The sequence below is a fragment of the Dyella sp. genome (assembly GCF_035277725.1).
In the GTDB taxonomy this organism is placed as follows: domain Bacteria; phylum Pseudomonadota; class Gammaproteobacteria; order Xanthomonadales; family Rhodanobacteraceae; genus Dyella_B.
The window spans coordinates 1-21,256 of sequence record NZ_DATEJY010000032.1 but is presented as its reverse complement, the minus strand read 5'-3'; the positions used below and the strand labels follow the sequence as shown (position 1 = coordinate 21,256).

Sequence of the window (21,256 nt, the reverse complement as noted above, 5' to 3'; positions counted from 1 at the left end):
CAATACCCAAGAGCGACCGGCTCGCCTGGCACGACGTCACGCCAAGTCACTTCACCGGACGTTCGACGGCATAACCAAAGCCATAAGAATTTTGGAGGGAGGGGAGTACGGTGCAAACGTTAGTTGCAAGAACCCTGTTGTCGCGCGCCCTGACACTTGCGTTGCTCGGTGCCGCAGGTGCGACCTATGCGCAAGACACGTCGACACCATCGCCGGCGCCTGCGCAAAACCAGGCATCGGACAATACGCAAAACCAGACGCAAGCAGCATCATCCAAGCAGCCCAAGCAACTCGCCACCGTCAATGTCAGTGGCGGCTATCGCAACAGTATCGAGTTCTCCACCAACGCCAAGCGCGATGCGACGAACGTGGTGGATACGGTGTATGCCGAAGACATCGGCAAGTTCCCGGATACCAACATTGCCGAATCACTCAACCGCGTACCTGGCGTGCAGATTTCGCGTGATGTAGATGGCGAAGGCATGAACGTACAGATTCGCGGGCTCGGTACGGACTTCACCAAGGTCCTGCTCAACGGCGACCAGATCGCGGTCGCTTCATCCGGCACGCTGGGCGCGCAAAACCAGAACCGCGAAGTCGACCTCGATCTTCTGCCGAGCGAGTTCTTCACGCAGCTCACCGTCAACAAGACACCGCAGGCCGATATGACCGAAGGCGGCATTGCCGGCGTAGTGGACATGCGCACGACGCGCCCGTTCGACAATCCCGGTACGCACCTGACGTACTCGGCACAAGGCGTCTACAGCTCGATCGGCCACGATACCCAACCGCGCGGCGCCCTGATCGGCAGCTGGACCAACAAGTCCAATACGTTCGGCGTACTGGCCGGCCTGACCGCCTCGCGCAGCGACTACGACGTGCGCGGCTTTGAAACCGTCGGCTGGACTACGCCATCCCCGGCAGGCGCGCAGTGCGTCGGCATTACCGGCCCGTGCCAAAGCCCGGGTGGCAGCAGTTGGGTGATTCCCCGCACGGTGCCGGCGAATGCAGGGAACGGGCTGATCCCCGGACAGGCCATCAACAGCGCCTGGCTGTTGCAGCACAATCCGGATTTGAACGCATCGCAGCTGGAGAATGCGTTGATTCCGCGCCTGGGGCGCCCGGCCTACATCCAGGGCAGCAACGACCATCAGGCGGGCATGCTGTCGTTCGAGTTCCGCCCCGACGAACGCGCGCATTTCTATCTGGATACGCTGTTCTCCAAACAGGAGCGCGACTTCAACCGACTGGACATGGACCTTATCGGCCGCAGCGGTTCGATGATTCCGCTCAACATGCAGGTCGACAAGAACAACGTGGTCACCCAAGCCACGTTTGCCAACGCGCAATACTTCCTGGAAGCCATTCCCTATCGGGAACATGTGCACTTCTACAACATCAATCCGGGTGGCGAGCTGCTGTTCGGTGCCGATGAAAACATCAAGCTCGATTTCCAGGGCTATACGCAACGCAGCTGGTACAGCAACTATCAACCGACGGTGGGCGTGATCTCGCCGCCGACGACGGTGAATTTCACCAACACCGGCGGCCCCTTCCCCACCATTACGCCCAGCCTGGATCTCAACAATCCCAACGCGGGCTGGGCGTGGTATCGCTTGCAGGTGGCCAACGAAACGCGCGTCACCGCCAACAAGGGCTCGCGCGTGGATCTGCAGTGGGGTGGTGACGACAACAATCTGCGCGCCGGCATCGCCTACGACGACATTGCACGCCAGATCAAAGCCTACGTGGACAGCACGGCGTGGCAGAGCTACGGCAAAAGCGCGATTCCAACCTCGGCCATTCCCTCTTACTTCATGCCCGGGCCGGACGGCTTTATCGCGCCGAACTTCAACAGCGTGCTGTCTGCCACCAACTATCCGTACTACACATCGATTGCGCCAATGGCCACGGGCGCGGTGACCGGCGCCAATGTCGGCGGCATCGAGGAAAGCACCTGGGCGTGGTACATCGAAGGCAACGGCAAATTCGACCTTGGCGGCCATGATCTGCGCATCAACGGCGGCGTGCGGCATGCCTACACCGACCAGACGGTCACCGGTCCGGTGATTACGTCCACCGGCAAGGTCGGCGCCGGCACCGTGCAGGACAAGAATGCCTATGGCATCTATCTGCCCTCGTTCAACGCCGCGTTCAACGCCACGGATGACATCGTGCTACGCCTCGCAGCATCACGCTCGATGACGCGTCCGGACCCCAGCGCGATGACGCCCGGCGTCAACTACACCGATCCGGCCGCGGAAATCGCCAGCGAAGGCAATGACAAGCTCAAGCCCTATCTGGCGACCAACCTCGATGTCGGTGGCGAGTGGTACACCGGCAACGAGGGCTACGTGGCGCTGGACCTGTTCGGCAAACGCATCACTGGCTTTACCGTCAACCAGACCAGCCTGGTGCCTTTCAACTCGCTCGGCGTGGCGTTCGACAGCCTGACGCCAACGCAGCAGCAATCGCTCAACCTGCGTGGCGGGCCCGACTCGGCGCAGGTGCAGGTGACGCAGCAGGTGAATGCGAACGGCACGCTTTCGATCCGGGGCGCAGAATTCACCTGGGTGCAGCCACTGGATTTCATCTACAAGGGTCTCGGCATCCAGACCAACTACACCGTGGTCTCGCAGCGAAACATCGGCTCGGGCGTGCCGGCACAAGCCATCGGCATCTCGCCGCACACGTATAACCTCACCGGTTACTGGGAAGGTTACGGTGCGACGCTGCGCCTGGCTTATGTGTGGAATTCGGCACAGATCAGTTCCACGCTGAACCAGAACGGCCTTCCGTTCGGGCAGATCAAGACCGATGCGCGCGGCCAGCTCGACTTTGGCGCGAGTTACCAATTCGAACACTTGCCGTCGAAGCCGATGATTACGCTGGATGCGACCAACCTGACCAAGGCCAATTTCCGTCAGACGTTTACCTACTCCAACGCCGCATATTCGTTCTACACCCCAGGCTTTACGGTGATGCTCGGCATCCGCGGCAGCTTCTGATCACGCCTGATGAACCGGTGGCCCGCCTCGCTCAATCGCATTGACAGGCGGGCCGTCTCGTATCCAACTTTCGACGACACCCCAGGGAGCAACGAGTCAGCGCGCATGAATAACCTTCCGCGAACGCTTACGGTTCTTGAGAAAATCGGTTACAGCCTCGGCGACCTGGCGGCCAACCTGATTTTTCAGACGTTGGTGACCTTTCTGGCGTTCTTCTATACCGATGTGTTCCGGATTCCCGCCGCGACGGCGGCAAGCATCATCTTCGCCGTCGGCATGCTCGGTGCATTTGTATTCACGCCGGCCATCGGCTTGATGGCGGACCGCACGCACACGCGCTGGGGCAAATTCCGGCCGTGGGTGCTGTGGACGGCGATTCCATTCGGCGCACTTTCGCTGCTTGCTTTCAGCACGCCGTCGCTCGGCGCACAAGCCAAGGTGACCTATGCCTGGGCCACCTATTCCCTGTTGGTGTTCGTGTATGTCGCAAACAACCTGCCGTATGCGGCGATGAGCGGCGTGCTGACCGGCAACATGGCCGAGCGCAACAGTCTTTCTGCTTACCGCTTCGTGGCGGTGATGGTGGCGCAATTCATCATCCAGGTGCTGCTGTTGCCGTTGGTGCTGATACTCGGCGATGGCGACAAGGCGCGCGGCTTCCATAATGTGATGACGCTGTTTGCCATCGTCGGCACGCTGTTCTTTCTGATCACCTTCTTCACGACGCGCGAACGCATCGTGCCGCAGCGCGAGCAGGCAGCCAGCGTTCGCGATGACCTGGCCGACCTGCTGCGCAATCGGCCGTGGCAGATCATGCTGGCCGTGACCATTCTGGTATTCGTCAATCTCGCCTTGAAAGGCGGGATGTACATCTACTACTTCAAGTACTACCTCAGCGATGCACAGCTTGCGTCGTTTCTCGACGGCGTCGGTTTCAACCACCTCATCGCAGGATTGAACCGGCTTCTTGCGGCGCTTGGCCTGACCGAATTCCGCTGGCCGAAAGATGCGCCGACGTCGGCGTTCAGCCTGTTCAATGCACTCGGTATCATTTTCATGATCGTCGGCATCGGTTTTTCCAAACGATTGGCGGACCGGTTTGGCAAGCGCAATGTGTTCAGCGGCGCCTTGCTGGCGTCGACGCTTTTTCTGCTTGCGTTCTATGTCTATCCGCCGACTGCGGTGGCTTCCGTTGTTGTCTCTTATATTTTCCACGGCTTTTTCTACGGCATCACCATTCCGCTGCTGTGGGCGATGATCGCCGACGTGGCCGATTACTCCGAATGGAAAAACCGCCGCCGTGCCACCGCCATCATCTTCTCCGCCATGTTGTGCGGATTGAAAGTGGGGTTGAGCGTCGGCGGCGCACTGGTGGCGGGCATTCTCGCGCTCTATGGCTATCACGCCAATGCGCCGGCGCAGTCCGCCGATGCCGTCACCGGCATTCGCCTGGCGGTGAGCGTGCTGTGCTCGCTGCCTTTTCTGGCCGCCGTGGCGCTGATGGCTCTGTATGAGATCGACAAGCCACTGGAGCTGCGTATCGAGCAGGAGCTGGGCGCGCGCCGGCTTGAGGCGGCCCTGCCCTCCTGAATTCCAAAACAACTTTCTCGATGGATTTGTTTGATGCCCGACGAAACGGAAAAGCGCGACTTGCCTGCTTTGGCCGCCAGCGCCATTTCACAGCCTTTGGTCACGCACCTGTATACCGCCGATCCTTCCGCGCATGTCTTTCATGGCGCGATCTACATTTATCCCTCACACGATATCGAAGGCGACACGCCGTTCAACGATAACGGCGATCACTTCTGCATGGAGGACTATCACGTCTTCCGCATGGATTCGCCGGATAGCGAAGTGGTCGATTGCGGCGTAGCGCTGCATGTGAATGATGTGGCCTGGGCTGCGCGGCAGATGTGGGCGCCTGATGCCGCCAGCAAGAACGGGCGTTATTACCTCTATTTTCCGGCCAAGCGCGCGGACGGCATTTTTCAGATTGGCGTAGCGGTGGCGGAGCGTCCGGAAGGCCCGTTTGCGGCGGAACCAGAGCCTATTGGTGGCAGCTATTCGATCGATCCTGCGGTTTACGAAGATGACGATGGTGCCCACTACATGTATTTCGGCGGCATCTGGGGCGGTCAGCTGCAGAAGTATCGCCACAACGTGTATGACGAGCGCAACGACGAACCCGCCGCTGACGAGCCGGCATTGGGACCGCGCATTGCGCGGCTCAGCGATGACATGCGGCAGTTTGCCGAAGCGCCGCGCGAGGTCGTGATTCTCGATCAGGATGGACGTCCGCTGCGCGCAGGCGATCACGATCGCCGTTTCTTCGAGGCGCCGTGGCTGCACAAACACGCAGGCACGTATTACTTCTCATACTCCACCGGCGATACGCATTTCATCTGCTATGCCACCGGCGACAATCCGTATGGACCATTTACCTATCAAGGACAGATCTTGAGCGAGGTAGTCGGCTGGACCACGCATCACTCCATTTGCAAGTTCGCCGACACGTGGTACCTGTTCTACCACGACTCGATGTTGTCGGGCGGCGCCACGCATCTGCGTTCGATCAAGATGACGGCGTTGCAGCATGATGCGCAGGGGCGGATTCTGCGCATTGATCCCTATGGCCGCTGATATGGCGTAGGTTGGGGCGAGGCACAGCCGAACTCCAACAGTCGCTCGCATTCCCGGAGAGGTTGGGGTTCGCGTTCCGCTCACCCAAATCTACATGGCTTTAGACGAATGGACTCGTAGGCTGGGGTGAAATCCCAGCATCACAAATTGCACGCAAGACAGGCTGGGATTGTCATCCCAGCCTACGCATTAGCGGCGCAGCGGAGATTCCAGCGGCGGAGCACTCTGGCCGTGCAGCGGTGCCAGCGACTGGAATTTCTCCTGGTATTCGTCGGTGATCTGCTTGGCTTCATCGCTGTTGCCAATGACCCGCGGGGTGATCAGATTGGTAGGCTGGGATGACAATCCCAGCATCGTACGCACGCAAGACAAGGCTGGGATTGTCATCCCAGCCTACGCATTAGCGACGCAGCGGATATTCCAGCGGCGGAGGCTTCTGGCCGCGCAGGGGCGCAAGCGACTCGAATTTCTCCTGATACTCATCGGTGATCTGCTTGGCATCGTCGCTATTGCTGATCACGCGCGGCGTGATCAGTACGATCAGCTCGGTGCGCGTCTTGTTGTTGTTCGTTGAGCCAAACAGTTTACCGAGAACGGGGACACGGCTTAAAAACGGAACACCAGAATTGACGTTGTTATCCTGCTGCTGAATCAGGCCACCGAGTAGTACGGTCTGGCCATTCTGCACACTCAGCTGAGTGGCGATCTGCCGTTGCGAGATAGTGGGATTGTTCGCGCCGCTGGCGATGCCCTGGGGTTGGCTAACCTGCTGGTCTATATTTAAGTAGATCAGGCCACCTGGGTTCACACGTGGCTGCACGTCGAGAATGACGCCTGTATTGATGTATTGAACCTCGCCAACCGTGGTACCGGTTCCTGTGCCTACACCGTTGTAGTAAGTCTGGTTCACCGGTATCTGGTCACCTACCGCGATGTGCGCGACCTGATTGTTGAGCACGACTAGCGACGGCGCAGACAGCGTTTTCGTATTGCCGCTGGTCTCCAGTGCATTGAGCGCAACTTGGAATTTCCCGCCCGGGCTCAGGAATGAGTAGAAAAACGGCTGCCCGCTGTACGTGTTGGTTGAGATGCTACTGCTATTGATACCGCCGCCCAAACCGATCCAGCGGTGTGCGCCGGGATAACCGGGCGTATACCCGTTACTGGTTTGCTGACCACCGGCCAGCCCCTGCAGATACCACTGCACGCCAAACTGGAATTCACCCGTCAACGCCACCTCGAACACTCGTGTCTCTATCTGCACCTGCAAGGGCGCTACGTCGAGTTGTTTGATCACACTGAGTATTTCCAACCACTGTGCCGGCCGCGCGCGCACCAACAACTGATTGTTGGCGCTAACTGACCCAATGCGGATGCTACCGTCCTTCGAGCTGTAGCCCTGATCTTGGCTTTGGGTATTGGCTAGACCACCGTTCGAACCAACGCCGTTGATACCTGTACTGGTACCGGTGCCCCCCGTCGAGGAAGAACCGAAACCTCCGCTCGAATAGGAGTTGCCGCCAATACCACTGCTGCCGCCGATACCGCTGGAAAGTCCACCACTGGTACCTGTTGAACTGCCAAAGCTACCCGCGGTGCTACCCATTCCACTGGTATTGCCGTTGGCATTGTTGCCCACACCCAACGTGGTCGCTCCGCCCGCACCAGGCGCAACGCTGCCGCCTCGGTCTGAGCTACCGCCACTGTTATCGGTGTAAATCTGCGCCAGGTAATGCGCCATGTCGGCAGCGGCAATATTGCGCACGTCATATACATACAGCTGCGGTTCGTTACCGCCACCCAGATCGATCTTGGCGATCCAGTCGCGGATTTCGCTGAGGTAGCTTGGCTGCGTACTGATCACGACCAGCGCATTGGTGCGCTTGATCGGAATGAAGCGGAACATGCCCGCCAGAGGCGTATCGCCCTTGGGACCGAACATGCCATCGAGCTGCGGCATCAGGTCCTCAACATTGGCGTGTTGCAGGTTGAACACGCCCACTGACATGCCGCGCAACCAATCCACATCGAAAGTGCGGATGGTGCGGCTGTAGTTATCCAGTTCGTCAGGCGTGCCCGATACCACGATCACGTTGCGCGCATTGTCGACCAGCAAGATCGAGTCCGCGCGCGCGAATGGTTTGAGCAACTTCTGCATCTGGTCCGCCGCGATGTAGTGCAGCGGAAACAGGCGTGCCTGCAAGCCGCCCGCAGGCGCGGTAGCACCCAGGCTGGGCGCAACATTGCCCGCCACCGCGTCCTTGTCCGGCATCACTACGTAGCGCCCATCGGTCTTCACCAGCGCGTTATGCGTCCACGACAGCAGCGTCTCCAGGATCGGCATGGCCTGGCTGCTGTCCACCGGCTCGGAGGTGGAGAAGGAGATGTTGCCCTGCACGCCTGGCACGATGGTGTAGTTCTCGTGCAACAGGTCGCCGAGGATCGCCTTGACCACCGCCTGCACCGGCTGGTTTTCGAAGTTGAAGGTGACGGCGCCTGCGCCACTTGCCGCGCGTCGCGGCGTGGCAAGCCCGGTGGGCTTGACGAACTGGCCGGTGCCCTCCTTGATGCTGGCCACCGCCGGCGCCGGCGGCGTGCTGTTGAGGTTGTTGTTGAGCGGCTCGGGCTGCGGCGCGGGCTTTTCGGTGCCGGCGACGGCTTCGCGTTCCAGCTCGTGGTTGTCCTGCACCATCGGCTTGTTGGCCGCACAGCCGCTCAGGAAGACCGCCAGCGCGATCGCGCCGATGCGCAGGGCATGGCGTGGATTAGGTTGCATGCGCGTGTGTGACATGGATCAGTGTTCTCCCTGGTTCCCTTGTTGCTGTCGCTGCTGTTGGGAACGCTGCTTGAGGATGGCGGCCCTGAGTTTTTGCAAGCGCTCCGCTTGCGCATCGTTGGGTGACGGCGATGGCGGCGGCATTTGACGCATCATCTCGCCGTTTTGCGGCTGCGGTGTGCCCGGCCCCGGTCCCGGCGGCGGGTTCATTGGTACCGCGCCCTGCGGTGCATTGGGCTGTCCGGCCGGCTGGTCGATGGGAGCACCGGCAGGCAGTTTCAGTTCCGTGCGTCCGCTGGGCGAGGTGAAAATGGCCGAGCGAGGTAATACCTGGATCAGCTTCCAGTTGCTGTCGGGCAGCGTCGCGCCCTCGCGTACGCTCACCTGTTTGTCGTCATCGCCCTTGCCGTTGACAGGGCCGAGCAAGGCGATGTGCAACTTGGGCGTAAGGATGATGCCGGTGAGCTGCAGATCGCCCAGGCTTACCCCTTCGCTACCGCCACCCTGGGTGACGATCGGCTTGCGGTCGGCGCTGAATAACGGGTGTTCCCAGGTTTGCGCGTAGCTCGGCAGCGGCGGGGGCGTCGGCAGCGCGATGGCGCGCGCGGCCGGCAGCGGCGGCACCGGGCGCGGCGGATCCCAGCTGACGCCGTGTCCGGCACCGAACAGCAGTGACATCAGCGCGATGCCCAGCACCGCGACGGCGGCACCGAACACAGGGGTCAGACGACGTTGCGAGGCGGCGTTCATTCGTCGTCCCCTCCGGCCGGCTGTTCGGTCGGGTTCGCGCCATTGCCATTGGCCGGCGGCGTGCCGGCCGCATTGGCAGCGCGCACGTAACCGGCGAGCGTGAACTGCACTTCCAGCGGCGCGACATTCTTTTGCTGGTTGACCAGCGGATTGCGGTACACGCTGAAGTCCTGCACGAACAGATATGGCTTGCCTTTCTCCAGCGTGTACAGCAATCCGACCAGCGGCTGCATGTCGCAATGCAGGCTGATGCTGACCACCACCTTCTGATACGGATCGGTGGAGGTCGCACCCGGATTGTTCACCGGCATCTTCTGGCTGACTTCGCAACTGCCTTCCTGCGCGAACTTGGCGGCGTCGTCCACCACGCGCTGCATCAGCGAGGCGGAGGCGGCATTGGGATCGCTTTCCGGCAGGAAGGTGCTGCTGTCGGTCTGGTTGTGGCCGAGTTCTTCGATGCGCTTTTGCAGTTGCGGCTTTTCCGCAATGGCGGCGGCGTAGCGGCTTTGCGTGTCCCGCAGGTCATCCATCTGGCTGTCGATGTCGCGCAGCGGCGACACGAACCACCAGTGCAGCAACAGGAAATACGCCAGCACCAGCACGAGCAGCAGCAGGCCGATCGCGGCGATGCGGCTTTCCGCCGGTTTCATGGGCCGCATCTTCATGGCGTACCTCCGGCGCTGCTGCTCGCGGCAGGCTTGCCGGTGTTGCCGGCGGAAGGCTTGTGCAGCTGCGCATCCATGAAGAAGCGTTCTTTGTTGGTGGCCGGGTCGCGCTGGATCACGCCCTGGAAGTTCGCGCCGGTCAGCAGCTTGCTGCCTTGCAGGACGTCGATCAGCGAAGCCGCTTTCGCGCTCTGGCCCTGGATGCCGACGCGGCCGGCGCTATCGACGGTGAAGCGTTCCAGCCAGGTGTCATCGGGAATGCGCGCGGTGAGGTCCTGCAACACATCCACCACGGCGACGGAATCGGTCTTGCGCTTGGCCAGGAAACCGGCGGCGCCGGTGCTGTCTTCCAACTGCTTGCGCAGCTGCGCGATCTTTTGTGCGTCAGCGCGCATGTCATCGACCTGCGTCTGCATGGCGGCGAGCGCTTCCTGGCGGTTGTGCAGGTATTGGCCCAGGCACAGCAGCAACAGCAGCACGGCGGCGACGGCAAGGATGAGATTGAGGCGGCGGCGCGGATCGCGATGCGGGCGCGCGCGTTCCGGCGGCAACAGGTTCACGCCCAGGCGCGCGTCGCCATCGCACAGATCCACCGCGTCGATGGCGATGCCGGCATTGCGCAGATGTTCGAGCTTGGCATCCACCGCCGCGCGCGTGGCCACAACGAGTTCGGCGGCGATGCGGCCGGCCGGCGCAGGACTCTTCAGTTCGCGCAGGTCGTAGTAGACCTGGTCGACACGGAACGGCGTTTGCCGATCCATTTCGAACGCGCCGATCTGGCGCAGGTTGTCGCGCGCGGCTTCGGGCAGCAGCAGGCGCCGGCGCAAGACGGCTTCCTGCGGCAGGCACAACGCCAAACGCAGATCCTGCTTGTCGACGTCGGCGACGGCGGCATTCAACAGCGCTTGCTGTTCGGGCGCATCCAGCGTGTCGGCCCACGGCGCCGATGCTTGCGGCTGGCCGCTGCGGCGCACGGACCACTGGCCATCGTGATGATGCAATAAACACCATACGTTGCCGCCGCCGAAAAAGGCCTGCCAGCGCACTGGCAGCAGTGCGCGCAACTCGCCCCACCACCAGGCGAAAAAGCCCGGCAAAGGCGAGCCGCGCCATGCACGGCGTGCGCGCTCAAGTTGCGGTCGCAGTGTCTGCGTTGCGGAATTCACTCCCCGTCTCCCTCTTGCCAGCGCAGCACCGCAAAAGCCTGCGAACCGGGCCGATATCCTTGCAAGCGTACCGTGACACGCAAGATAGCGCGCGTGCCGTCGGCGAGCTCGGCCTCTGAACGAATACTATGCGTGATGCCATTGTTGGCGACCAGCCCCGCGGCAGCATTGGCACCTGCCGACGAAGTGGGACGCGCGGCGATGATCGCTGCGGCATGTTGCAGATCCATGCCAGGCACCGACGCCAAGGCGAGCAGCGGCGCGGTATTGGGATCAGGGCTGGCGCGGCCTGACCAGATCGTGACGTACGGCGCAATTTTCGCGTAGAGATCAGGTGTGATGCCGAGCACCATCTGCAGCTCTTCCACGCTGGCAAACGGGCCGTTGCGCGGACCGTAGTCGCGGCCGGCTGCAACGTAAGCCGCCTTGCGCTGCGCGATCTGCTGCGGCGAAATCGGAAAGCTGCGCCAATCGACGATCGCTTGCGCAATCTGGCTCGCATGCGGCGCATCGACGCCCGTGTTCTGCAGCAAGCGGGTGAGCACATCGGGCGACGCCGCGTTGAGATCCACCTTGCCGCTTTCCGCCGTAGCCGCTACACCGACTTTGGCGTGCTCGAATTCGAACGGATAGACGCGGCCGTCGGCAATCCAGCGATCGTTGACGCTGGGCGCCTGCAACGCATAGATCGCGCGCATCACACCCGCTTCCGCGGCATAGTGCGCCCGCGCTTGCTCGAATTGATAGCTGGACTGCAAACCTTCGGTATGCGCCAGCACCGCGTAGCCACCCAGCAGGATGGCGAGCAAGGTGCACGCCCACATCACCAGCAGCAAGGCGACGCCGCGTTGGTTGTGGCCGAATGCGTTCGAAGCGGGGCTCGGGACTCGGGAATCGGGAATCGGGAATAGCGTCTTGCGACGGGGCACTGCTTGTTCTTGCCGCGCAACGTTTTTTAATCGAAAGAATGAGCACAGGAGGGGCGCAATGCGGCTCTTCCGAGTCCCGAGTCCCGAGTCCCGAGTCCCGGTCTTCACGGCCCCACTCCCGGCCCGCGCAAACCGCGCAGCAGATTGCCCGGTCCCTGCATCGCCGCGGCATTCACGCGCAAGGGCACGCTCAGCATCGGCCATGGACGATCTCTATCCAGCGCCAGCTTGATGGTGACCAGGTTAGGCATGGTGGCGGGTGCGTTCCAATCGCCTTGCCAATCCATCGGCTGGCCCTGCTGATTGACACCGCGATAGCTGAAGCTGCCATCGATCACGCCATCCAGCAGCACCTGCGGTTCGCCCAGCGCTTTGGGTTCGCCGCCATCGGGCGGCAATACGGCGAGGCTCGCCACCAGTTGCTTGCCGTGTTCGCCCTTGACCAGCTTCACTTCGATCAGCTGCGGCCCCATGCGTCCGAGATAACCGGGCAACGGTGCGACGAAACGCATGCTGTCGCCGCTGCCGACGAAGAACACGCCGTTGCCGTCGTTGTCGTGCGCCATCGGCTGCGCCATCGCCTGTGCGAGTTCGCGACCGAGGAACTGCTGCGCGGAACGTATTTCATCGAGCTGCTCGATCTTCACCGAGCCGGCCTGCACGGTGTGCGTGGCCGAACGCACGCCGGAGTACACGCCAAGCAAGAGCAGCGCGAGCAAGGCCATGGCGGCGAGGACTTCGAGCAGGGTGAAGCCTTTGGCGCGTGCGGCGAAGTGGGTACGAGTCGCCAGCACGTGGCCGTCGTTCTCGCAAAAGCGCATGGTTGTGCGATTGATCGTCGCCCCGGCGAAGGCCGGGGCCCAGCGACTTGAGAGATCCATAAAGTCGCTGGGCCCCAGCCTTCGCCGGGGCGACGTGGTGTTCCCACTTTCGCGGGAATGATGACCGTGCAGGCTGTGGTACGTGAAATGCGTCATGGCGCATTGCTCCCAATCCGCAACGTACTGAAACGCGCCGTGTGCTCGAACGGCGCCGCGCCCCACATCACATCGAGATCGAGCTTGTACATCTGGAACGCATACGGCGTGCCTGCCGGCGCACTGTTCGGCACCGCCCATGGCGACACCTGCAAGCGCCAGCGAAAGCGATTGTCGAACTTTCCTTGCGTTACGCCGGGCTGCAACGGCTCCAGCACAAAACGCGTATCGAGCGCCGAACGCGCCCACAACGCGGCCTGCGTATAGTCGGATGCCTTCTGCGTCAGCCGGATCGAACCGCCTGCCACTTCCATCAATGCACCGAAAGCGATCGCCAGCAGCATGATGGCGGCGATGACTTCCAGCAGGCTGAATCCACGTGCATGGCGAAGCGAATGACTCACGTGTGCTTCGCCGTATCGAAAAGGGTGATGGCGCCGGTCAGCCACGACACGTTGACGTGCCATTCGCGCTGGCCGCTGCGCAAGGTGATGCGCCCGCCGGTGGAACTGCCATCAGGGAAAAAACGAATGCGCGCGATCTGGCCGCCGGATTGATCGCTGGCGGCGCTGGTGACGGAAAGCTCCAGCCCTTTCGGCAAACGTATGTCGCGTCTATCTGCGCCGCGGTAGGTATCGCCGTTGGTATCCACTTCGAACACGCGCTGCTCGCCGTGCACGATGGCTTGCGTTCGCGTGGCGCGCAGCGATGCGGCCAGTTCGCCAGCCGCAGCATTGATGCGCGCGCTGGCCAGGCCGTGCGCCACCGAGATCGACACCGCTGCGGCGGCGATGCCGATGAGGATGATGACGGCGAGCATTTCGAGCAGCGTGAAGCCGCGAGCGCTTTTTACTTTCGTCGCCCCGGCGCACGCCGGGGCCCAGCGCCTGGATGGCTCCCTAAAGTCACTGGGCCCCGGCGTGCGCCGGGGCGACGAGATGGCGGTGCTTTCAAATACGCGCTTCGAACTGCTCTCGTCGCGAGAGCAGTTCTCTACCCTGATCCTCTCCCCCGTGGGGAAAAGACATCGGGCGCGCGCATCGATCACTGCCAATTCCCCACATCCGCGTCATAGCCCTCTCCGCCGGGCTTGCCATCGCGGCCGTAGAAAATCAGGTCGTAGTTGCCGTGCTCGCCCGGATACTTGTAGCCAAAGTCGTGGCCCCACGGATCCTTGAGCTGCGACGGCTTGACGTACGGGCCTTGCCAGTTGGTGGCATTGGCGGGCTTGCTGACCAGATCGCCGAGTTGACCGGGCGGCGAACCGTTGTCCAGCGCGTAGGCGTCGATGGCCTGGCTCAAGGTGGTGAGCTGGGCTTTGCCTGCACCGAACTTGCCCTTGTCCACGCTGCTGCCGACCTGGCGCACCACGATCGCACCGACGATGCCGATCAGCACGATCACGGCCAGCATTTCCAGCAAGGTGAAACCCGCGCTGCGATGAGGATGGCGTAGCTGCCGGGTCCGTGGATATCTGTACTGCATAGGTTGGTTTCTCCGTATCGAAGCGTGGAATAGAAAGCTATGAAATTCGGACAACGGCGATCATTGGATGTTGCTGGTAAGACTGAGCAGCGGTAGCAGGATTGCCGCCATGATGATGGCCACGAACACCGTCATCACGATGGTAAGGGCGGGCACCAGCGCGGCCAGCAGGCGATCGATGGAACGGCGGCTTTCCAGCTCGAAGGTGTCCGCAACTTTGAGCAACATGGTGTCGAGCTGCCCGGCCTCCTCGCCAACCTGCACCATCTGGATCGCCAGGCGCGGGAAACGCTGCGATTGGCCGAGCGCCAGGCTCAAACCATTGCCGCCTTTCACCATGTCGGTGGCCTGCACCAGCGATTCGTCCAGCGCGCGATTGGAGGTGACCATGCGCGCAATGCCCAAGGCCGACAGCAGCGGCACGCCGTTCTTCACCAGCGTGCCGAGCGTGCGCGCAAGACGCGCCGTTTCCACTTTCAACACCAGCGGGCCGACCAGGCGCATCTTCAACAGGCGCTCATGCCAGGCCAGGCGCGACACCGGATCGCGCATGCGCGAGCGCCAGATCATGACGCCGCCGGCCACGAGCACGATGATCAGCCACCACCAGTCCTGCATGGTGGTGCCCAGAGCAAGTACGGCGCGGGTGATCCACGGAATCGGCACCTGCATGTCCTGGAAGATCGGCACGAATTGCGGCACCACGTAGGTAAGCAACAGCAACAGCGAGCCGAATACGCCGACCATCAGGAATGCCGGATAGATCAGCGCATTGATGATGCTGCCTCGCAGCTGTTGCGTGCGTTCCAGGTAATCGGCCAGGCGGCGCAGGGTGTCTTCCAGCGAACCGCCGACTTCGCCCGCGCGCACCAGCGCGATGTAGAGCTTGGGGAAGACGCCGTGTTCTTCATCCATCGCTTGCGACAGCGGTGTACCGCCACGCACGCGATCGCGCACGCGTTCGATCAGTTTCTTGGCGTGCTCGCCTTCGGGCAGATCCATCAGGATGCCGAGTGCGCGATCCAATGGCTGTCCTGCACCCAGCAATGTCGCGAGCTGATGCGTGAATTGCGCCAGTTGATCGCCGCTGAAAGGACCGCGCTTGAACAAACGGGCGAAACCGCCGCCGGCGCCTTCGGCATCCGCGGGCTTGGCTTCCAGCGGTGTGTGGCCTTGGTCCTGCAGCCGCACGATCACTTCGTCGAGACTGGCGGCTTCCATTTGGCCTTCCACGATTTCGCCGGAGGTGCTGACGGCGCGGTAGCGGAATTGGCTCATATAAGAACCGGCTCTTGGCGTTCGCTTCCTCTTCCCCGTTTACCAGCTTTCTTCGCGGGGGAGAGGGTTGAGGTGACGGGCGAATCTTGACCAACCGTTACATTCGAGCACGCTTCCCAGTGCTCCGAACTTAAGTTTTTTTTCAACACCGTAGAACCCCAACCCGTCATTCCAGCGAAAGCTGGTACGCGGGGAGAGCACATGGATGTGCTCGGCTTTGAGGAGCGAGGAATCCAGTGCCTTTTCAGCCTCAAAGTCGCTGGATTCCAGTTTTCGCTGGAATGACGAGCAGAAGTTTCCGGCGACTGAAAACCCTTAAGTTCGGAGCATGCCCCCTCACCCCGGCCTTCTCCCCAAAGGGCAGAAAGGGCAAGAGCCAATGCCTTAGCCCTCCTGCGTAACACGCAACACCTCCTCAATGGTGGTGATGCCCGCCACCGCCTTGGCGATGCCGTCCTCGTACATGGTGCGCATGCCTTCGGCGCGTGCCTGGCGTTCGATGACGCTGGCATCGGCGCGTTGCATCACCAGGCGGCGGAGGGAGTCGCTCATCACCAGGAATTCCATGATGGCGCGGCGGCCACGGTAACCGGTGGGATTGGACGCGCTGCTACCGGGTTTCCACAAGCGGATTGGCCGCTCGTCGGTGTATTTCTCCAGCTCGAATTCCTTGATGACTTCCGGCGGCGCTTCGTAGGGGATGGCGGTTTCCGGATCAAGCCGGCGCACCAGGCGTTGCGCAAGGATGCCGTTGACGGTAGAGCCGAGCAGGTAATCTTCCACGCCCATGTCGAGCAAGCGCGTGACGCCGCCCGATGCGCTGTTGGTATGCAAGGTCGACAGCACCAAGTGGCCGGTCAGTGCGGACTGGATCGCGATGCGGCAGGTTTCAAGGTCGCGCATTTCGCCGATCATGATCACGTCCGGATCCTGGCGCATGATCGAGCGCAGCGCGTTGGCGAAATCCAGGCCGATCTGCGGCTTCACCTGGATCTGGTTGATGCCTTCGAGCTGGTATTCCACCGGGTCTTCGACGGTGATGATCTTTACGCCCGGCGTGTTGATCTTCGACAGCGCGGTGTAGAGCGTGGTGGTTTTGCCCGAACCGGTCGGACCGGTGACGAGCAGGATGCCGTGCGGGCGTTCCAGCACATCGATGAAACGTTGCTGGAAACTGTCGGTGAAGCCCAGCGATGCGAAATCGAACACCACCGTTTCGCGGTCGAGAATTCGCATTACCACCGATTCGCCGAAACTGGTCGGCACGGTGGAAACGCGCAGGTCCAACTCCTTGCCTTGCACACGCAACTGGATGCGGCCGTCCTGCGGCAGGCGGCGTTCGGCGATATTGAGTTTCGCCATGATCTTTACGCGGCTGATCACTGCCGCGGTGGAGCTGGAAGGTGGCGCTTCCACTTCGTGCAGCACGCCGTCGATGCGGTAGCGCACTTTCAAACGATTTTCGAACGGCTCAATGTGCACGTCCGACGCGCGCTGTTCGACGGCGCGCTGCAGGATCAGATTCACCAGGCGAATCACCGGCGCTTCGGAAGCCAAGTCACGCAGGTGCTCGACGTCTTCCTCTTCCGAACTGCTGCCGTCGAGGTTCTCCACGATGGTGCCCATCGCGGAGCGGCCCTGGCCGTAATAACGTTCGATCAGGTCGTCGATTTCCGAGCGAATGCCGATGTACAGCGACACTGGCTTGCCCGACGCGAGTTGCACGGCGTGCAAGGGATAAGGATCGGCGGGATCGGCGACGATCAACGCAATGCCTTCTTCGCTCGCACGCACCGGCACCACGTGCTGCTGTTTGAGAAAGCGTATGGATACGTCGAGATCGGCCGGCGGCATGTCCGGTGCATCGCGTGCCGCCAAGAGCGGCGCATGCAGGCGCTCGGCCCAGGCTTCGGCCAGATCGCGCTCGGAAACCAGACCCAGCCGGGCAAGCAATGCGGTCAGCGTGCCCTCCGGCGCTTCCTCGTGCAGCCGCCTGGCGCGTGCCAGATCGTTGTCCTTCAGGCGCCCGCGCGCAACCAGCAGCGCGCATACGGCTGCTTCGTGGTCTTCCGTGCCTTGAATCGTCCCAAGGGACGCCGGCTTCATGGCTGCCGACATGGTTCCACCCCGTTTGGTTTACTGCTCATAAAAATAATGTGCCGCCTGCCCTTTCGTTCCCTTACGTCGAAAGGCGAATCCCATTGGTAACACATCCCTGAAGGGGCTGGCGAGCCTAACTGCGCGACGGCATTCACGTGCTAAGAGACTGTGAAGACGCAAGCAACGGCATGGATCGGGCCGTTCACGGATGAGACAATCGATATTTTTAAGGGTTCGCCATGCAGCTTATCGATATCGGAGCCAACCTTACTCACGAATCGTTCCGGCACGATTTCGATGCTGTGCTGCAGCGCGCACAAGCGCATGGAGTGATTCAAATGGTCGTCACCGGCGCGTCACATGCCGGTAGTGATCACGCACTGGAACTGGCGCGCAAGCATCCGGGCATGCTGTATGCGACGGCCGGTGTGCATCCGCATCATGCGATCGATTACAGCGATTTGACCGATGCGCGTCTGCGCGAGCTTGCAGCCACACCGGAAGTACGCGCGGTGGGCGAAACTGGATTGGATTACAACCGCAATTATTCGCCGCGTGACGTGCAGCTGGAGGTGTTCGAGCGCCAGCTGCGGATCGCTGCGGACGTGGGCAAGCCACTGTTTCTGCACCAGCGTGATGCGCATCACGATTTTCTGGCACTGCTCAAGCGCTACCGCGACAAGGTGCCGGCGGCGGTGGTGCATTGCTTTACCGATACGCGCGAGGCATTGCTCGACTATCTCGCGCTGGATTGCCATATCGGCATCACCGGCTGGATTTGCGATGAGCGGCGCGGCACGCATTTGCGCGAGTTCGTGCGCGAGATTCCTGCGGATCGTCTGTTGATCGAGACGGATGCGCCGTATCTGCTGCCGCGCACGGTGCGTCCGCAACCGAGCCATCGGCGCAATGAGCCGATGTATCTGAAGCATATCTGCGAGGAGATCGCGCGGGATCGCGGGGAGTCGGCAGAGGAAACGGCGGCCCACAGCACGGCGGCGGCGCGAGCGTTTTTTGGCCTTCTGTAGGTTGGGTGCGAGCCCCAACATCGTGATGCGTGGGAGATGGTGATGTTGGGGTTCGCACCCCAACCTACGCGAGTACGCGTGTCTCGCCGGGTTTCAATTCGTCCAAGGCGTAATCGCCGATTTTCACGCGTATCAGTCGCAGCGTTGGGAAACCCACCGCCGCGGTCATTCGGCGCACCTGGCGATTGCGTCCCTCGCGCAAGGTGATCGACAACCAACGGGTCGGAATGCTCTTGCGAAACCGCACCGGCGGATCGCGCGGCCATAACCATGCCGGTTCTTGAGCATGCTCGGCCAGCGCCGGCAAGGTCAGCCCATCATTCAACATGACGCCACGACGCAACGCCTGCACCGCTTCATCGCTAAGCGCGCCGTCCACCTGCACCAGATAGGTTTTCGGCTGCTTATGCTTCGGATCGGTCAGGCGATGCGCCAAGACGCCATCATCGGTCAGCAGCAGCAGACCTTCACTGTCGTGATCCAGCCGGCCGGCGGGATAGACATCTTTCTGGCGCACGTAATCGGCCAGCGTTGGCCGGCCGTCTTGAGTCGTGAACTGGCAGAGCACGCCATACGGTTTATTCAGCGCAATAAGCATGGTGCACGGCGTGAGCTGGAATGCCATCGTAGGCTGGGATGAAATCCCAGCACCGCGATGCCCCTGCATGCTGGGATTTCCTCCCAGCCTACACGCTTCAATGGCCGGTAGTGCCTGCCGGCGCGGGCGTTGCCGGCGCCTTGTTGACACCGGTCTTTACGAACCGCAGCGTCATGCGATCGGATTCGCCAATCGCCAGATACTTGTCGCGATCCTTGTCACCCAGGGTAAGCGTCGGCGGCAGCGTCCAGACACCCTTGGGATAATTCTTGGTGTCCTTGGGATTGGCGTTGATCTCGCTCTGCCCATCCAGTTTGAAACCGGCGTCGGTGGCGAGCTTGATCACGTAGTCGGTCGGCAGATAGCCGCTGCCCTTCGATGACTCCAGCGTGGCGCCCGGTGCAGCGCGATGATCGACCACGCCCAAGGTGCCTCCGGTCTTCAGCACCGCATAGAACGCTTTGAACATGGTTTGGGCATTGCCGGCCATCGTCCAGTTATGCACGTTGCGGAAGGTCAGCACCATGTCGGCCGAGCCGGGCGGACCGAACACCGGTGCCTTGGGGTTGTAGATGACGACGCTGGCCTTGCCGTATTCGGCCGGATCCGCCTTGAACTTGGCGCGCAGCGCGTCGGCGTCCTGCTTGTCTTCGCCGCCGTTGCCGCCGGATACCGCCGCAACGTAATGGCCGTTGTCACGCAGCAGCGGCGCCAGGATCTCGGTATACCAGCCGCCGCCGGGGGTGATTTCGATCACCGTCTTGTCCGGCTGCAGGCCGAAGAACTGCAGCGTGGCCTTGGGATGGCGATAGACGTCGCGCGCCTTGTTGTGCTCGGAACGCCAGGAACCGGCCAGCACCGAGTCGAGCTGGCCGGAGGTGAAATCGCTGGCGCTGGTCGGTGGCACCAGATCGCCGGAGGGCTGATCCTGCCCTGCCGTTTGTGCGTGGGCCACGCCGGCCGACAACAGGGCGACGGACAAACCGAAGGCGAAGCGGGTCTTCATGACGACTCCTCATTAGCGATGCGCGGCAGCCTGCCGCAATCCCCGTACAGCGAGCGTGGACATTTTACGATTAGTTTACGAATCGCGCACCGTCCACGGCATGCATGGTCGCCCGCATCAGCGGCAAGGGCATCCCCGCAAAAGGGATGCCCCATAATTTCAAGCCGCCGCCGTATGCGGCCCCCTTAAAAAGGTCGCGGACACACCGACTGCAACCCGTCGATATGCTCGTGCAGGTCGGGCGCAATGCCCTGCCACATCGGGTCGAGAATGAAATCGATGCCTTCGTAACGCGCCAGCTTCGCGGCCGGAATGAAATCCGCATCGCCCGCCACCAGCACGATCTGATCCACCTGCTTCTTGTAAGCCAGCGCAGCGATGTCGATGCCGATCTTCATGTCGACCTGGGTCTGGCGCATGTCCGGCTCGAAGTGCTCGTCGGAGAGTTCATCCCAGTACAGCGATTCGTCGCGCAATTGCTGATAAGCCTGATGCTTGAGTTTCCACTCGCCGCGGTCGGTAAGCCGCCCCAGGCGCAGCGCCATCTTGCGTTGGCGGCGGAGCTGATCGTGCAGATCGCGACGGAAGGCGGCGGCGCCGGTGCGCGAGTAATCAATGCTTTCGCCGCTGATCGGCTTGATCAGCACTTTTTCCAGCGGCGGGCAGTCGTAGAAGAAAATGCGGTAGAGCGCTTCGCGCGGACGATCCAGCGCCTTGAGATGTTCCAGCGCCATGCCGAACAGCGTCTTGGCGACGGTGCGCGCATCATTGGCGTCGCGATCGCCCCACACTTTGCGATAGCGGGCAAGAAAAAAAGCGCCGTCGACGAGGATGGCGGTACTTGGCATAG

Annotated in this window: 18 protein-coding genes and 1 pseudogene; 4 read left to right on the top strand and 15 right to left on the bottom strand. The window is 61.8% G+C overall.

The features are described 5' to 3' along the window. The first annotated feature begins 110 nt into the window (after positions 1-110). The 3 genes from VJR68_RS02685 to VJR68_RS02675 all read left to right on the top strand — a co-directional run bounded on the left by VJR68_RS02685 (position 111) and on the right by VJR68_RS02675 (position 5,648). The gene (locus VJR68_RS02685; RefSeq protein ID WP_324146003.1) at positions 111-3,008 is read left to right on the top strand and encodes a TonB-dependent receptor; all 2,898 of its coding nucleotides are present in this window, start codon (positions 111-113) and stop codon (positions 3,006-3,008) included. 105 nt (positions 3,009-3,113) lie between these two features. Continuing rightward, on the top strand, positions 3,114-4,598 hold the full coding sequence (locus tag VJR68_RS02680) for an MFS transporter (protein ID WP_324146002.1): 1,485 nt from the start codon (positions 3,114-3,116) through the stop codon (positions 4,596-4,598). 33 nt (positions 4,599-4,631) lie between these two features. After that, positions 4,632-5,648 carry a glycoside hydrolase family 43 protein gene (locus VJR68_RS02675; RefSeq protein ID WP_324146001.1) on the top strand — a complete coding sequence of 339 codons (1,017 nt, stop codon included), beginning with the start codon at positions 4,632-4,634 and terminating at the stop codon, positions 5,646-5,648. A 189-nt stretch (positions 5,649-5,837) separates the two neighbouring features. On the opposite strand, the gene VJR68_RS02670 is transcribed toward VJR68_RS02675, so the two are convergent. From VJR68_RS02670 to gspE, 12 genes and pseudogenes are all read right to left on the bottom strand, one after another. Next, positions 5,838-5,993: a hypothetical protein gene (locus VJR68_RS02670; protein ID WP_324146000.1), complete on the bottom strand. Its 156-nt coding sequence runs from the start codon at positions 5,991-5,993 to the stop codon at positions 5,838-5,840. A gap of 55 nt (positions 5,994-6,048) precedes the next feature. Then, complete coding sequence (gene gspD / locus VJR68_RS02665; protein ID WP_324145999.1) at positions 6,049-8,439, bottom strand: type II secretion system secretin GspD; 2,391 nt, start codon at positions 8,437-8,439, stop codon at positions 6,049-6,051. Positions 8,440-8,442: 3 nt separating this feature from the next. Beyond that, positions 8,443-9,174, bottom strand: a complete 732-nt coding sequence (locus tag VJR68_RS02660; RefSeq protein WP_324145998.1) for a hypothetical protein — start codon at positions 9,172-9,174, stop codon at positions 8,443-8,445. Next, positions 9,171-9,839, bottom strand: a complete 669-nt coding sequence (gspM, locus tag VJR68_RS02655; protein WP_324145997.1) for a type II secretion system protein GspM — start codon at positions 9,837-9,839, stop codon at positions 9,171-9,173. Before gspM ends, VJR68_RS02660 begins: the two co-directional genes overlap by 4 nt. Beyond that, positions 9,836-11,005: a PilN domain-containing protein gene (locus VJR68_RS02650; protein WP_324145996.1), complete on the bottom strand. Its 1,170-nt coding sequence runs from the start codon at positions 11,003-11,005 to the stop codon at positions 9,836-9,838. Before VJR68_RS02650 ends, gspM begins: the two co-directional genes overlap by 4 nt. Then, a complete protein-coding gene (locus VJR68_RS02645; RefSeq protein WP_324145995.1) occupies positions 11,002-11,934 on the bottom strand; it encodes a type II secretion system protein GspK in 933 nt (310 codons plus the stop codon). Before VJR68_RS02645 ends, VJR68_RS02650 begins: the two co-directional genes overlap by 4 nt. A gap of 104 nt (positions 11,935-12,038) precedes the next feature. Continuing rightward, positions 12,039-12,815: a prepilin-type N-terminal cleavage/methylation domain-containing protein gene (locus tag VJR68_RS02640; protein WP_324145994.1), complete on the bottom strand. Its 777-nt coding sequence runs from the start codon at positions 12,813-12,815 to the stop codon at positions 12,039-12,041. A gap of 92 nt (positions 12,816-12,907) precedes the next feature. Further along, complete coding sequence (locus tag VJR68_RS02635) at positions 12,908-13,315, bottom strand: type IV pilus modification PilV family protein (protein WP_324145993.1); 408 nt, start codon at positions 13,313-13,315, stop codon at positions 12,908-12,910. Continuing rightward, positions 13,312-13,755: pseudogene (locus VJR68_RS02630) on the bottom strand (GspH/FimT family pseudopilin); the annotation flags it as partial. The gene VJR68_RS02635 and the pseudogene VJR68_RS02630, both read right to left, overlap by 4 nt. A 200-nt stretch (positions 13,756-13,955) precedes the next feature. Then, positions 13,956-14,396, bottom strand: coding sequence for a type II secretion system major pseudopilin GspG (gspG, locus tag VJR68_RS02625; RefSeq protein ID WP_324145992.1), 441 nt, complete (start codon positions 14,394-14,396; stop codon positions 13,956-13,958). A 60-nt stretch (positions 14,397-14,456) separates the two neighbouring features. After that, positions 14,457-15,674 (bottom strand): type II secretion system inner membrane protein GspF, encoded by a 1,218-nt coding sequence (gspF, locus tag VJR68_RS02620; protein ID WP_324145991.1) that lies wholly within the window; start codon positions 15,672-15,674, stop codon positions 14,457-14,459. 384 nt (positions 15,675-16,058) lie between these two features. Next, positions 16,059-17,792, bottom strand: a complete 1,734-nt coding sequence (gene gspE, locus VJR68_RS02615; protein ID WP_324145990.1) for a type II secretion system ATPase GspE — start codon at positions 17,790-17,792, stop codon at positions 16,059-16,061. Positions 17,793-18,013: 221 nt separating this feature from the next. Here gspE and VJR68_RS02610 point away from each other — a divergent pair, with 221 nt between their 5' ends. Next, a complete protein-coding gene (locus VJR68_RS02610; RefSeq protein WP_324145989.1) occupies positions 18,014-18,802 on the top strand; it encodes a TatD family hydrolase in 789 nt (262 codons plus the stop codon). A gap of 64 nt (positions 18,803-18,866) precedes the next feature. Here the strand turns inward: VJR68_RS02610 and VJR68_RS02605 are convergent, their stop codons facing one another. From VJR68_RS02605 to VJR68_RS02595, 3 genes are all read right to left on the bottom strand, one after another. Further along, positions 18,867-19,400 (bottom strand): pseudouridine synthase, encoded by a 534-nt coding sequence (locus VJR68_RS02605; RefSeq protein ID WP_324146004.1) that lies wholly within the window; start codon positions 19,398-19,400, stop codon positions 18,867-18,869. A 97-nt stretch (positions 19,401-19,497) separates the two neighbouring features. Further along, positions 19,498-20,406 (bottom strand): methyltransferase, encoded by a 909-nt coding sequence (locus VJR68_RS02600; RefSeq protein ID WP_324145988.1) that lies wholly within the window; start codon positions 20,404-20,406, stop codon positions 19,498-19,500. Positions 20,407-20,591: 185 nt separating this feature from the next. Next, a complete protein-coding gene (locus VJR68_RS02595; RefSeq protein ID WP_324145987.1) occupies positions 20,592-21,254 on the bottom strand; it encodes an NYN domain-containing protein in 663 nt (220 codons plus the stop codon). Between the last annotated feature and the right edge of the window lie 2 nt (positions 21,255-21,256).